This is a genomic window from Alteromonas alvinellae (genome assembly GCF_902705805.1).
Window position 1 is genome coordinate 18700 of sequence record NZ_CACSIH010000062.1, and the last position, 15132, is coordinate 33831.

13 protein-coding genes are annotated in these 15132 nt (G+C 43.3%); all 13 read left to right on the plus strand.

Annotated features, from left to right (window positions below; translation table 11 throughout):
- The first annotated feature begins 515 nt into the window (after positions 1–515).
- The gene (locus ACX5KA_RS04085; RefSeq protein WP_014976583.1) at positions 516–1703 is read left to right on the plus strand and encodes a thiamine pyrophosphate-dependent dehydrogenase E1 component subunit alpha; all 1188 of its coding nucleotides are present in this window, start codon (positions 516–518) and stop codon (positions 1701–1703) included.
- Positions 1703–2680 carry an alpha-ketoacid dehydrogenase subunit beta gene (locus ACX5KA_RS04090; protein WP_039220227.1) on the plus strand — a complete coding sequence of 326 codons (978 nt, stop codon included), beginning with the start codon at positions 1703–1705 and terminating at the stop codon, positions 2678–2680. Before ACX5KA_RS04085 ends, ACX5KA_RS04090 begins: the two co-directional genes overlap by 1 nt.
- A gap of 16 nt (positions 2681–2696) precedes the next feature.
- Positions 2697–4397 carry a dihydrolipoyllysine-residue acetyltransferase gene (locus tag ACX5KA_RS04095; protein WP_039220226.1) on the plus strand — a complete coding sequence of 567 codons (1701 nt, stop codon included), beginning with the start codon at positions 2697–2699 and terminating at the stop codon, positions 4395–4397.
- A 160-nt stretch (positions 4398–4557) separates the two neighbouring features.
- Positions 4558–5436 (plus strand): 23S rRNA (adenine(2030)-N(6))-methyltransferase RlmJ, encoded by an 879-nt coding sequence (locus ACX5KA_RS04100; protein WP_039220224.1) that lies wholly within the window; start codon positions 4558–4560, stop codon positions 5434–5436.
- An 88-nt stretch (positions 5437–5524) separates the two neighbouring features.
- Entirely contained in the window at positions 5525–7405 is a 1881-nt protein-coding gene (locus tag ACX5KA_RS04105) for a protein kinase domain-containing protein (protein ID WP_458730484.1), read from the plus strand.
- The gene (gene tesB / locus ACX5KA_RS04110; protein ID WP_039220218.1) at positions 7398–8258 is read left to right on the plus strand and encodes an acyl-CoA thioesterase II; all 861 of its coding nucleotides are present in this window, start codon (positions 7398–7400) and stop codon (positions 8256–8258) included. The genes ACX5KA_RS04105 and tesB overlap by 8 nt, the downstream gene beginning before the upstream one ends.
- A 10-nt stretch (positions 8259–8268) precedes the next feature.
- Positions 8269–8793 carry a gamma carbonic anhydrase family protein gene (locus ACX5KA_RS04115; RefSeq protein WP_039220216.1) on the plus strand — a complete coding sequence of 175 codons (525 nt, stop codon included), beginning with the start codon at positions 8269–8271 and terminating at the stop codon, positions 8791–8793.
- A 521-nt stretch (positions 8794–9314) separates the two neighbouring features.
- Complete coding sequence (locus ACX5KA_RS04120; protein WP_039220215.1) at positions 9315–10436, plus strand: pyridoxal-phosphate-dependent aminotransferase family protein; 1122 nt, start codon at positions 9315–9317, stop codon at positions 10434–10436.
- Between the two features lie 390 nt (positions 10437–10826).
- A complete protein-coding gene (locus ACX5KA_RS04125) occupies positions 10827–11558 on the plus strand; it encodes an SIMPL domain-containing protein (RefSeq protein WP_458730485.1) in 732 nt (243 codons plus the stop codon).
- Between the two features lie 12 nt (positions 11559–11570).
- The gene (locus tag ACX5KA_RS04130; RefSeq protein WP_458730486.1) at positions 11571–12026 is read left to right on the plus strand and encodes a GAF domain-containing protein; all 456 of its coding nucleotides are present in this window, start codon (positions 11571–11573) and stop codon (positions 12024–12026) included.
- Positions 12027–12028: 2 nt separating this feature from the next.
- Positions 12029–12319 (plus strand): hypothetical protein, encoded by a 291-nt coding sequence (locus tag ACX5KA_RS04135; protein WP_014949541.1) that lies wholly within the window; start codon positions 12029–12031, stop codon positions 12317–12319.
- A gap of 16 nt (positions 12320–12335) precedes the next feature.
- The gene (gene proQ, locus ACX5KA_RS04140) at positions 12336–13004 is read left to right on the plus strand and encodes an RNA chaperone ProQ (protein ID WP_039220208.1); all 669 of its coding nucleotides are present in this window, start codon (positions 12336–12338) and stop codon (positions 13002–13004) included.
- Positions 13005–13007: 3 nt separating this feature from the next.
- Complete coding sequence (gene prc, locus ACX5KA_RS04145; RefSeq protein ID WP_039220205.1) at positions 13008–15050, plus strand: carboxy terminal-processing peptidase; 2043 nt, start codon at positions 13008–13010, stop codon at positions 15048–15050.
- Positions 15051–15132 lie beyond the last annotated feature (82 nt).

A 15132-nucleotide genomic window follows, 5' to 3' on the forward strand; every position in this document is an offset into this window, starting at 1 on the left:
TTATTCTCGTGTGAAAAGTTCCCTGGGTCTGACGATCTTTGTAACGCTTTAAAGGTCATTTGCCTTTTTAAATCACTTCAAGTCGTCATGACACATTTATTGTTAGCACACTTTTTTAGGTTATGTAATGTGTATTTCAGAAATACACAATTTACATATTTTGTTACATTTGGAAGAAGCTTCATTATGAAAAAAACTAGAATATTTAGGCGTAAAAGTGCAGGTGAACCGCATATTTATTGAAATAAAATTACTTTAATAAACCTTTGGTACAACGTACCGCAGCACAGAAACGCACTTTCCTGATGAAAAATATCCTACTGCGTTTTCATATAATTTACATATGTTTTACGTTTTTAGGACGATTATCCTTCCCAACCAAATTAAATGAGTATGGCTATTTCACCCATTTTGAAAAATACCTTTTAATAAGTAAGACACTCCTGCTTCTCCTCATCTAGCATATTTCAAACTCTATAAGTCGCTATTAACCCTCATATTTAAGGGGAACAAACGTGAAAGACAGAAATCATTTGGCCGAAGTAAAAACAACAAATAAGGTCGAAATTATTACTAAAGGGGTTGTTGATATCCCAATGCTGCAAATTCTTTCTGCTGAAGGTGAACTCATTGAAAAAGCAGTTGAGCCTGACCTCAGCAAAGAGGAAGCATTAAAAATATTTAATACCATGCATTACATTCGAGTATTAGACGAACGTATGGTCGGCGCGCAGCGCCAAGGTCGCATTAGTTTTTACTTGGCCAGCACAGGCGAAGAAGCGGCTTCAGTAGCAAGTGCTGCAGCACTATCGGACGACGACATGATCATGTCTCAGTACCGTGAGCAAGGCGCATTGGCGTACCGCGGATACACCACAGAACAATTCATGAACCAAATGTTTAGCAATAAAGACGACCCGAACAAAGGACGTCAAATGCCTATCCATTATGGTGACAAACCACTTAACTTTATGACGATATCTTCACCACTAGGCACACAGATCCCTCAAGCATCTGGATATGCCTATGGCCAAAAAATGTCAGGTAAAGATGTGGTTACTATCTGTTACTTCGGTGAAGGTGCAGCCTCAGAAGGGGACTTCCATGCAGGGCTAAATATGGCCGCTGTACTAAACTGCCCAGTAATCTTCTTTTGCCGAAATAATGGCTACGCCATTTCAACACCAGCAGAAGAGCAATTCGCGGGTGACGGCATTGCGTCTCGTGGTTTGGGTTACGGAATTAAAACCATCCGTGTTGATGGTAACGATGTGTTAGCCATCTACGCAGCTACAAAAGAAGCCCGTCGTATTGCCATTGAAGAAAAGTGTCCTGTACTTATTGAAGCCATGACTTATCGCTTAGCGGCGCACTCCACGTCAGACGACCCAACAGGCTATCGCTCTCGTGAAGAAGAAGATAAGTGGCGTGCAAAAGACCCTATCGCTCGTATGGCGAAATGGTTAGAAAGCAAAGGCTGGTTTGACGAGGCTGAGAACCAAAAACGCGTCGATAAAGCAAGACAAGACGTTCTAGCAGCAATGAAGAGTTGTGAAAAGACTGACGTATGTGCCATTGAAGACATTGTCGAAGATGTATACGACACAGCACCTTGGCACTTAAAAGAACAACTCAGTGAATTGAAAGCGCATATTAAGAAGTACCCGAAGATGTACCCTAAAACAGCAGGGAGAGTAAAATAATGGCTAAGATGAATCTACTTCAAGCAATTAATAATGCACTCATCACAGCCATGACCGAAGATGAAAAAGTAATGGTCTTTGGCGAAGACGTTGGCCATTTTGGTGGCGTATTCCGTGCGACCAGCCATCTTCAGGAAAAATTCGGCAAAGCACGTTGCTTTAACACGCCGCTTACTGAACAAGGCATTATCGGCTTCGCAAACGGATTAGCATCACAGGGCTCTGTACCTGTTGCTGAAATTCAATTCGGTGATTACATTTTCCCTGCGTTTGACCAAATCGTGAATGAGACGGCTAAATGGCGCTATCGTTCAGGCGGTCAGTTCGACGTTGGTACGCTAACAATTCGTACACCTTATGGCGGCGGTATTGCCGGTGGCCATTATCACAGTCAATCACCAGAGGCCTTCTTCGCTCACTGCCCAGGGTTAAAGATTGTAGTCCCTCGTGACCCATACCAAGCAAAAGGTCTGTTGCTTGCGTCTATTCGCGATAAAAACCCCGTATTGTTTATGGAGCCTAAGCGTCTTTACCGTGCTTCAGTGTCAGAAGTGCCTGAGGAAGATTACGAACTACCGTTAGGTAAGGCAGATATCGTTCAAGAAGGTAGCGATATCACGTTACTGGGATGGGGCGCGCAAATAGAAATTCTGCAAAAAGCCGCAGAGATGGCACTTGAAGATGGTGTGTCGTGTGAAATTATCGATTTACGCAGCATATTACCGTGGGACGTTGAAACGGTTATGCAATCTGTAATGAAAACAGGTCGTTTATTGATAAACCACGAAGCACCGCTAACGGGTGGCTTTGCGAGTGAAATCGCAGCGAGCATTCAGGAACGTTGTTTCTTATATCTTGAAGCGCCTATTGCAAGAGTGTGTGGTTTAGACACGCCGTATCCTTTGGCGCACGAAAAAGAATATATGCCAGATGAAACAAAGACGTACGAAGCCATAAAACGTACGCTTCACTACTAAGCCGGGGGACGATGAAATGACAATTGAATTTATCTTACCGGACATTGGTGAAGGTATAGTTGAATGTGAACTTCTGGAATGGTTAGTTTCTGAAGGTGAGCATATAGAGGAAGACCAACCTGTCGCGGAAGTAATGACCGACAAGGCTACCGTGCAAATTCCTGCAATGCATGCGGGTGTGGTTAATAAACTGCATTACGCGGTAGGCGATATTGCTAAAGTGCATGCGCCGTTGTTCTCTATGACGCCAGATGATGCAGGCACTAACTCAGATACTCAAGAAGACGCGCAAGCGGAAGTAAAAGAAAATGCGTCTGAAACAGCGACAGCGAATGACAGTGCTTCTTCAAGCGCTTCAAACGGAAAGCACATCGAAGACTTTATTCTGCCAGATATTGGTGAAGGTATTGTCGAGTGCGAAATTGTGAAGTGGAACGTGGCCGAAGGCGATGAAATTGAAGAAGATCAAGCCGTTGTAGAAGTGATGACCGACAAGGCAGTGGTAGAGATCCCCGCTAAAAACGCAGGTACCGTGCATCGCCTTTATTACGCGCAAGGCGATATAGCGAAAGTGCATAGTGCATTGTTTGCGCTAGAAGTTGCCGGCGAAGCCACAACGACTAGCGGTACTGATGACGAATCACTATCGGCAAACAACAGTGCTTCAAGCGTTGCATCTCAAAGCTCGGTGACTGTGCAAACAAACGGTTCAAGTCAGCAATCAGCGCAAGTTGCTCCTTCAAAATTCAGCGATGGCGAATACGAGCCACCTATCGCTATAGAAGGTAAGGTGTTGGCTAGTCCCGCGGTAAGACGTGTTGCAAGAGAAAAGAATATCGACCTTTCTTCGGTGAAGGGCTCGGGCAAAAAAGGGCGGATCCTAAAGTCTGACGTATTGAATCTACAACATTCGAATGTTGATACGTCGTCTCAAAATACGTCATCTTCTGCCCCAAGTTCACCTACCGCAGAAAAAGGCGATTCGAATAGCACAAGCACTGCGCTTAAAGGCAGCGTTAGAACAGAAAAAGTACGCGGTATTCAGGCAGCGATGGCGAAGCAAATGTCGGCTTCGGTCTATACTATCCCGCACTTCACAGTTAGTGACGAGTTGGTAATGGACAACCTAATGTCGCTACGCAAGCTGCTTAAACCTGAATTTGAAGCGAAAAACGTAAAACTCAGCTTTATGCCGTTTTTCGTTAAAGCAATGTCATTGGCACTTAATGAGTTCCCTGTCATTAACAGTCAGCTTAACGAGGACGCCACTGAGATAAGCTACTTCGCAGACCATAATGTTGGTTTTGCAGTTGACTCTAAAATTGGTTTGCTTGTACCCAATATTAAGCGCGTACAAGACCTCTCGCTTTTAGATATTGCTGTTCAAATGCAGGATATTATTGAGCAAGCCAGAGCAGGGCGCGTGGCTGGCGAGCACCTTAGAGGCGGTACGATTAGCATCTCTAATATTGGTGCAATAGGCGGTATTACCGCAACGCCCGTAATCAATAAGCCAGAAGCCGCTATTGTTGCACTTGGTAAAACGCAGAAACTTCCGCGTTTTGATGATGAAGGAAACGTTAGTGCGCAAAATATCATGGCGGTTAACTGGTCTGGTGACCACCGCATTATCGATGGCGCGACTATGGTGCGATTCAACAATCTATGGATGAGTTACCTGACACAGCCAGAGAAAATGTTAATGCATCTTAAGTAAACTACCGTTGTTCAATCAGGATTAATGTAACCTGATTGGCGTAAGCAAAATATGAAAATGGCCAATATTAAAATGTTGGCCTTTTTTGTTTTGTATACCTTAAAGCGCGATGGCGTTATTATAGAGCACTATAAACAAATAAAAATTTTACTGAGGTTTTGTGCTTAGTTATCAACACGCCTTTCATGCGGGAAACCATGCTGATGTCATTAAACATCTTTGTTGGATTGGCGTAATAAACGCATTAAAGAAAAAAGATAAACCTTTTACGCTTTTCGACACCCACGCAGGCGCGGGCGCGTACGATCTAACCGATGCCATGTCGTCAAAAAATAAAGAGTACGAGACAGGTATTTCCCGTTTACTTTCAGATGACAAAGGCGCTCAGGACTTGCCAGGCTTGTTGGCCGACTATTTATCGTTGTGTGAACCTTTTTTAGCGCAGCGGCAATATCCGGGCTCACCGGCAATAAGCGCAAAGGCAAAAAGGGACGGTGATAACTTACACCTTATGGAACTTCACCCTGCGGAATTCGATAAACTAGACAAAAACGTATCCCGTTTACGTACCCTTAATAGCCACGTACATAAACGAGACGGATATGAAGGGCTTCGCGCACTCACGCCACCTAAACCCAATCGCGGTGCTATTTTAATCGACCCTCCTTATGAGCGCGTGAATGAATATAGCGACCTTGTTAAGGGTGTGGAACAGGTATTTAAACGCTGGCAGCAGGCACAAATCGTAGTGTGGTATCCACTATTGTCAGAGAGGGCTGGCGCCAAAAGTGGTGCGAGTGAAGCTATGTGTGAAAAGCTTTCAGCAATGGGTAAACCTTGTTTTAAAGCAGAAATACAGGTGGCAGAAAATACCCCAGATTCTGGAATGTATGGTTCTGGCGTATTCGTTTTAAACCCGCCTTGGCAGCTAGATACTAATTTAAAAAGTGCGTTAGAAAGCGTTGTTGGTATGCTAGGTGAAAATGAAGCAGGTTATCACGCTACATCGCAAGTTAGCTGGATAAACGAAGATAATTAACCAATGACTGTAAAGTCTAACAATGGTAAGCGTATTGTTGCTGATTAATCCGTTTCAAATAAGTCACTAAAAGCGTGAAGTAAAAAACATGTCGCAACTCAAAGGCCTAAAACATTTCTATATACCCGATGAACAGTCGATATATCTGCTATCACATGCGGATGCGAAAAAGTTAAAAGACTGGGTAAACCTTTGTATCTCACAGTTAGAAGGGTTGGGGTACAGTGACATCGAGCTTTTAGGGAAAGGAGCCTTTGGGTTTGCGTTTGCAGGGAACGCGCCAAGCGGCGAATCACGGGTATTTAAGTTTTCACGAATTACGTTGCCGCAGCATGTGCAAGATAGACTAGAAGAGGAAGCTTTTATGCTTTCTCACGTTAATCACGAGTTTGTGCCGCGGTTTATTGAATATCAACAAATACGAAAACAATCCATCTTAGTTATGGGTCGCGCACCTGGCGAAGACCTAGAAAAAGTCAGCTTGAAAACAGGCCCACTTTCGCCCCGTATTATCGTCAAAATCGCAGTTCAGGTCGGTGAACTTTTATCCAGTTTTCGTCAATACAGTGAAAATGGAGAAATTAAACCCATTGTGCACGGAGACATAAAACCCTCGAATTTGGTTTGGGATGCCGAAAATGAATCGGTTGGATTGATCGATTGGGGCTCTTCAGTCTTCGCACAGACTGACATCACTGGGCAGTATGTGGGTAACAATGTAATGGATTTAATGTCGGGTGAACTGCATCAAACCAACGCTCGACTTGGCGATGTTTATTTTATTGGCGAGGAGCAGCTTAATGGCGCACTCTCCAGCCCCCGCTTCGATGAACAAGGCTTGGCCAGTACATTATATGCACTGGCATCAGGGCAATCGTGTCGTTATGGAAGCAAGGTTATTACACCTTCATCCCTTGGCCTTCCCAAAATGCTTGCTAATATCCTTGAACACATGCTCAGTGAAGATCCTGAAAAGAGAAGACAGGGCGGAGATTACCTGTTTAATCATCTACACGTTTTGAAGAATATGGTTTTCACGCAAGACAAGCCAACACAATATACACCGTTAATCCCTACATGGCTGGCCCACACTCACAACCGTGCTGATATTGAAACCGTTGTTTACAGCTCTCGAAAATCTTACCTACGCCAACAGGCTAGACTGTCTGACTCATTAGATGAAAAAGACGTAGAGGAACTTCGTTATATAGACGATGCGCAATTTGACCGCTACTACAAAAACTATTTACAGGGCATGGGGGATACCGAAAAAGCATTTGTTTCTGCAATAAGCAGACTAGGTCGTTACCCTGTAGTAGGCGGTATGGCTGTGCGCTGGGAGCCAGAAGGTATATATGTCGATTCAAGCTTGAACTTGTATGATGAATCAATGAAAACTGCGTTTGATTTAGCAGTGAATAATGTCATTAATTTAGCAAGAGCTATTCACAAGCCCGCGGTGTTCAAATGTTGTATGTTCAACGCCAAAAACACGCTGCACATTGAACGCGAAAGTGAAGATGAAGACTTTAAACCTGCCGGCGCCATGTTTATTCCCTACGAACTATCACGGGTTTCTGCACAAAAGGATGAAAGCCGTACTCACTCATATTTCGAAGATGGCGATGATCCAGACGAATTATTAAAGCTGCCTCAGGAGATTATCGATACCATCGTTCAACTTAATACAATACATCACACTGGTTGTATTATATTTGAAGCATTACCGCGGCATTTGAAAATTCACAACTATTACACCTTGCTTGATCACAGCCAAGAAGAGCGCTTCCACGCATTATTAGCGCAGCTCGTTCAGCAAACTCCAAAAATAAAAGGGCTAGGCATTTCAGGGTTTATGAAGTTACCCTATAAAGATACGCGCTTTTTTGAGCATAAAGCAAAATTGCCTGAGAAGTATTACCCGCGAAACCCAAAAGCAGTAATTGAAGAGAAAGTACAACATGTCTGAGATTAAACTAACGTCACTTTTTGAACTCGAAACAGTGGAAGCTGGCATCTATCGAGGTCAAAGCTGGGATTTAGGCTTCCGCGCCTTGTTTGGTGGACAAGTTTTGGGGCAAGCGTTAGCAGCTGCATACGAAACAGTGGAGGCTGGTAGAGTCGCACACTCATTCCACACTTATTTTTTATTACCAGGCGATGCTAAAAAACCTGTAGTTTACGATGTTGAAGTAGTGCGAGATGGCAGAAGTTTCTCTGCTAGACGGGTTAAAGCCATTCAGGATGGTAGAAATATTTTCTACATGACAGCGTCTTTTCAAGTTCCTCAAGATGGCATGGAGCATCAAAACCCAACAATGCCAGAAGTGCCTGCGCCTGAAGATGTGCAGTCTGACATTGAATTTTATGAAGCCAACTTCAATAAAATTGCGCGGCCTATGCAAGAAGCGTTGAGCTATCATAAGCCTGTAGACATCCGCACTGTAGATGCAGCTAACTCTTACCATTCAGCGAAACGCGAACCTACGCGTTATATCTGGTTAAAAGCAAGAGACACAATGAATGCATCACTGACTGTTCATCAAGCTGCGCTTGCTTACGCGTCAGATTATCATTTTCTCAGCACGTCGCTTCAACCACACGGAGTTGCGGTAACCGATAAATCACTTCGAATCGCAACGATAGACCATGCTATGTGGTTCCACCGCCCAATCAATATGAACGAATGGTTATTGTATGCAATGGAAAGTCCTTTTAGCGGAGGCTCTAGAGGTTTGGTACGCGGACAAATATTTAACCAAAATGGTGAACTTGTCGCGTCAACCATGCAAGAAGGATTAATGAGAAAAGTAGACGAATAGGGAGAGGGTAATGCGTTACAAATTAGGTTCTACATCACCGCTGGTTGATGAAAGTACGTTTATAGCGCCAGGCGCACATGTTATTGGTAATGTTGAACTCAAAGTGGGTTCAAGCGTTTGGTTCAATGCGGTTATACGCGGCGATATGGACAAGATAACCGTTGGTGAAAATACGAATATTCAAGATGGCAGCGTATTACACACCGATGCAGGTATTCCCTTAGTGCTAGGTGAAGGGGTAACAGTAGGACATAAAGTCATGCTTCACGGCTGCGAGATTGGTGACTATTCCTTGATAGGCATTAACGCTGTCGTATTAAACGGTGCAAAAATTGGAAAGTACTGCATCATTGGCGCTAACGCTTTGATAACGGAAAACATGGAAATTCCAGATTACAGTTTAGTAGTTGGAGCGCCTGGTAAAGTCATTAGAACGTTTGATGAGAAGATCGAACCCAAACTAAAAGCGTCCGCTGAACATTACGTGGATAACGCCAAAACATATAAGTCATCATTACAGCCAGTTGATAGATGAAATTTGAGACTAGGCTGGCCGCAACATTTTGAATCCCCATAAAAAATGCCCAGAACAAACGTTCCGGGCCTAGGGGAATGGCTCATTGCTGAGCCGTGCGCTAACTTTTACACAGGAGAGTTTAAATAAAATCTTTTAAACGGACAATGAGTATAGAATATATTTGTTTAAATTATAAACAATTTTTGTGTGAATTTTATCTTACAATCTCAACGTCAATTAAATTGTAGAACTTATACGTTAGTAATCAATGGACTAAAGACTGGTCGGATGTGATGCTTTTCGATCAAAAAAGGTATACATTTTATATTCACATCTTGCACACATTTTATCCACGTGATGAAGCGTTGTTAATGTATACCCTTGTTAAATAAATTGACATACTTTCATTCATGTAAGTTATGTTGAAAACAGACGGTTGTACCATGCCATTATCCTTGTAGTATGACGTCAACGTTCATGCTAAATATGCGTGATACTGACTCTAAAAACAGGCTCTTACATTAATACGAGGATGGATTATGCAATCATTTTCTACTTTTATTCCCCCTGAACGGACTCTGATGGGTCCAGGACCATCCGATGTTAACCCCAGAATTCTAAACGCCATGGCGAGACCCACCCTGGGTCATCTCGATCCATTATTCATTGAGTTAATGGACCAAACCAAACAGCTTTTACAGTATGCATTTAAAACTGAGAACGCACTTACTATGCCTATTTCTGCTCCGGGCTCAGCAGGAATGGAGGCATGTTTTGTTAATCTTGTAGAACCAGGCGATAAGGTACTCGTGTGTATTAACGGCGTATTTGGCAATCGCATGGTCGAAAACGTAGAGCGTTGTGGTGGTGAGGCTATTACTGTCAACAATACATGGGGCGAGCAAACTGACCTCAATGTGGTAGAAGACACCCTTAAAGCCAATCCGGATATTAAGATCCTAGCTTTTGTGCATGCTGAAACATCTACCGGCGTACGCAATGAAGCCAAAGCGCTTTGTGAGCTGGCTAAAAAGTATGATTGTCTTAGCATTGTTGATGCAGTTACCTCTCTTGGAGGTATAGAGTTAGATGTTGACGGTTGGGGCATTGACGCTATTTATTCAGGTTCACAAAAGTGTTTGAGTTGCGTGCCGGGTATTTCTCCTGTTTCATTTAGTGAAAGAGCAGTTAACGTTATTCAAAACCGAAAAACAAAAGTGCAAAGCTGGTTTCTAGACATGAACTTGATTGTTGGTTATTGGGGGCAGGGCGCCAAACGTGCCTACCACCATACCGCACCTGTCAACAGTATGTACGCTATGTACGAAGCACTTCTGATTTTAAAAGAAGAAGGCTTAGAAAATGCGTGGCAGCGTCATGCATTGGGTCATGAAAAACTTGCGCAGGGTCTAAGTGAACTTGGGTTAGAGCTAACGGTAGACAGTGCTTATCGTTTGCCTCAATTAAATGTAGTTAAAATTCCAGACGGCGTAGACGATGCTGCCGTTCGCAAGCAGTTGCTTGAAGATTTCAATTTAGAAATCGGCGCCGGTTTAGGCGATCATGCCGGTAAAGTATGGCGAATTGGTCTTATGGGATACGCATGTAAACCCCGTAATGTCGATCACTGCCTTGCTGCGTTGCGCACTGTGCTTAAGTAAAAAGCCTAGGGCCTTTTTAATCTTTTCAGTCAACACGTTCAGCGAGATGCTTAGCTGAACGGTTGGCTTTTAACCATTTAGCATATAAAACCAATTTAACATCGCGCTTTGATACCAGTCCGCATAGGCATTACCCACTCAGCGAGATTTAAAATGTTCGTAAACGCAGCGTCTTACTGCAGGTACAGTGGTTCTACATCAAGTTGACTAGTAATAGTTATCCATTTTTGGGTCTTGCCTCATTAACAGCACATCTCGGCGAAGTTATATCTCTTCTAGTCTCAGTTCAGTGCTAAGATTTCCCTCGTTGCGTATATTCATAAACTATTCAGTTTTAAACATTTATCCTTTCGGTAACGTAGTTGAAAGGCACCATAAAAAGGAATCACTATGAAAATGATCACGCGTACTAATTCTTATTCAATTGCTAAAGGTGTAATTAGAAAAGCACTGTTGGCTTCATCATTTATTGCCTTATCTGCACCTATGGTTTCTGCACAGGCCGCACAAGAAGCGGTTATAAATGTGCAAGGCGTAGGAGCGGTAGAAGTGACACCAAACGCTTATTCAGTCACACTCGTTGTTGAGGAAGAAGGAAATACCGTAGGAAAGCTAAATAACCAGCTCGACTCAGATTTACGTTCCATTGTTAAATTTTTACTTAGTGAAGGCGTAGAGGAAAAGCATATTCAGAGTATGCAGGTACGTCTGCAGCCTCGCTACATCAATACCCCCCAAGGGCGTGTGCAAGAAGGCTTTACGCTTTCTCGTGATATCACTGTAACTTCGACTGACCTCGATACTTACGACAAAGTACTTGATGGTGTGCTTAAAAGAGGTGTCGATCGTATCCAACAGTTTAATTTCATTTCTATAGGTGAAGGCGATGCTTATCAGAAGGCGCTTATCGCTGCTGTGAAAGACGCAAAGCAACGTGCACAGTTATTAGCGAAAGAATTGGATATAGAAGTAGGCGAAGTTGTTGCAATCTCAGAATCTGGTGGCAATATGCCGATTCCAGTAATGCGCGCAGAGGCTTTTGCCAAAGACATGTCTATGTCGCTACCAGGACAAGAGCGTGTAGAAGCGCGGGTTAATGTGTCTTTTAACATTGTTCAATAGCAGGAAATACGATTGAAAGAACAACAGTATGGCCAGTTAATTAGCCAAGCTAAGAGCTTGGTATCTGGCGAGCACGATCTCATCGCTAACATGGCAAATATAAGTGCGCTGCTTTTCAATAGCCTCGAAGAGGTGAATTGGGCAGGTTTTTATCTATATAAAGAAGAACAGTTGGTACTCGGTCCATTTCAGGGGCAACCAGCATGTATCCGCATTCCACTTGGAAAAGGCGTTTGCGGAACGAGTGCAAGTACCAGAACTGTTCAGCGTATAGCAGACGTTCATCAGTTCGAAGGACACATTGCCTGTGATGCTGCGTCAAACTCTGAGATTGTTGTTCCACTAGTACTAAACGATGTGCTGGTTGGTGTACTTGATATCGACAGCCCTGTTTTTGAACGCTTTACCGAAGAAGACGAAAAAGGGCTCGTTGAAATTGCTCAAATTCTTATGGATTCGCAGAAATAATTATGAAATCCAGTGTTGATATTCACGTTGTTTTATCGACGTATGAGGATATGGAAGACTTTCATGATGACCCAGATGAGGCATCTGAACGTTTAAATTTTATCTTACATGCGGTGTACGACAATGCAGAAGAAGATATTGAAACACAGCGTTTAGAGCAAATTTTGCACTACGCATGGGAATCTTGGCAACAAGATAAGCATTTATTAGAAATAGATGACGACGAATTGCTTGATTGGGTTGACCACACGCTGGCAACTTGGGATGATGCAAGTAACGATGAAATCTCTTGAATAATTTAGAAAGTTAATGGAATCACCAGAGAAGTTTACCAACAGTAAGGAAGTGATAGCTTTCCTTGCAGAGACCTTTCCGAAATGTTTTAGCATTGAAGGCGAGGCCCGCCCACTTAAGATCGGTATTTTTCAAGATCTTGCCACACGTTTAGAAGAAGAGGAACGCGTTAGCAAAACCTTACTTCGTTCTACACTACGACATTACACCAACAGCTGGCGCTATCTTCATAGCATCAAAGAAGGTGCAAATCGTGTAGATTTAGACGGCGTTGAAGGCGATGCAATTGAAAAAGAACACGCTGATCATGCGCAGCAGCAGTTAGAAGAAAGCAAAGCAAAAGCAGCTGAAAAGCGCAAAGCTAAGCTAGCTCAGCAGCCTAAGCGAAAAGATAAACGTCAATTTAATCGTCCAAAAGGTGAAAAATCTGCAAATTCGGACCATGCTGATACTAAGCGCGGAACTAAACCGAAAAATAACAGACCAAACAATACACCACCTGCGAAATTGACAGATAGCGATTTACAGCAAGGTACGCAAGTTACCGTTAAATTAGGTAAAACACCTATGCCTGCAGTAATTACCGAAGTAGCTAAAGATGGCATTCACGTCCAATTAGACTCAGGCATGGTAGTTAAAGTAAACGCAGACGCTTTACGTTTGGCACGCTCCAAGAGGTCGTAAAATATGAGAGACATCCTTCGAATTTCCATCGCCAGTGCTTTTCTTACCGTTGGGGTAGGAGCAGGCGCAGTTACGTCAACACCTGAGGTAGACGAGCTTCCTATTTTACAGCAGGAATCTCAACACAGTGTTGCAGCTAAGCGAGTAAGCGCACTCTTTACCAGGGCGCACTACAAGGAAATTTCGTTGGATGATGCACTCTCAGCTAGAGTTTACCAGCGATTCATCGATTCATTAGATCACAATAAACAAGTGTTATTGCTGTCTGATGTTGTGGGTTTTGAGAAATACCGCACATTGTTTGATGATGCGCTGAGTAAAGGCAACCTCTCTGTTGCCTATGATATGTACAACGTAAGCGCAAAACGACGTATTGAGCGCTATGAGTTTGCACTTGCGCTGTTAGAGAAAGGCCCGTTCGACTTTGAAAAAGAAGGCGATAAGTTCTTTTACGACAGAGAAGATGCTGAATGGCCTGTTAATAAAGCTGAGCTGGATGAAATTTGGCGTCAACGCGTTAAATACGACGCGTTGAATCTAATACTTGCAGACAAAACATGGGAAGAGGCGAAAGAGCTTCTTACTAAACGCTATACGCGAGCGATTAAGCGCACTAAGCAAGCAAAGAGCGAAGACGTTTTTCAAACTGCAATGAACGCATTCGCACGTACTATCGAAGCTCACACCAGTTACTTATCTCCGCGTAACGCTGAACGCTTTCAAATGGACATGAACTTGTCGTTTGAAGGTATTGGTGCGGTATTACAAAGTGAAGATGATTACACTGTAATTAAAAGCGTTGTACCTGGCGGTCCAGCAGACGAGTCTGGCGCAATAAAACCAGAAGATAAAATTGTTGGCGTAGCACAAGACGACGAAGAGTTCGTTGATGTGATTGGTTGGCGATTGGACGAAGTGGTCGAGTTAATTAAAGGCCCGAAAGGAAGTACTGTTCGTCTACAGGTTGAAAAAGGAGCCACGGACGCGAAAACCACGTCGGTAGTTAGCCTTACTCGCGATAAAATTAAGTTAGAAGATCGCGCAGCCAAATCGGAAGTATATGTGCCAGAGACTGGCCCTCACGCAGGTGAGCCTTTAGGTGTAATCACCATTCCAAGTTTTTACAACAACCTTAGTATGGATGTTGCTAAAGAAATAGAGAGCTTGAAAGCGCAAAATGTTAAAGGCGTTATTGTAGACTTGCGCGGTAATGGCGGTGGTTCTCTAACCGAAGCAACGTTACTGACTGGCTTATTTATCGAAAAAGGCCCCGTGGTTCAGATTCGATACGGTCAAAGCAAAATTAGCGTTAACCGTGATACAGACGGCGAAGTCGCGTATGATGGCCCGTTAACCGTATTAGTTGACAGATATAGCGCGTCTGCTTCAGAGATTTTTGCGGCAGCGATGCAAGACTACAACCGTGCTCTCATCGTAGGTGAACAAACCTTCGGGAAAGGGACAGTGCAACAGCATCGCGGTTTAGGTAAAATTTATGACCTTTACGATAACCCATTAGGGAGTGTCCAGTTTACTATCGCCAAGTTCTATCGCATTGACGGCGGCAGCACACAGCATAAAGGCGTTATTCCCGACATTCTTTATCCATCGGCGGTTGAACCAGCTGAGTGGGGAGAAAGCCAAGCGGAAAATGCGTTGCCATGGGACAGTATCAATCGCGCTAACTATACAACGTTTGCAGACGACACTGCTGCGCTTGACGTTTTAACAGCGAAACACAACAAACGTATTTTACAAGATCCTGAGTTTTCTTATATCCAAGACGACATAAAGGAATATAAGGAAAATAAAGACAAGAACTTCATCTCATTAGTTAAATCTGTACGTGAAGGCGAGAAGAAAGAGGCGGAAGAGAAGTCGCTTGCTCGTGCTAACGAACGTTTACAGCGATTGGGAATGGAAACTGTCACAACATTGGACGATCTACCTGAAGATATGGAAGAATTAGATCCATTCTTGGACGAGGCAGCCAATATTACATTCGATATGATCGAAACAGGCCGTTACGCTATCACAAGAAATTAAGTGATTAGGAAAAAGGGCTGGTCTAGGGCCAGCCCTTTTTTTGTGTCTATAAATTATTAAAACAATAATAAAGGGAAATAAC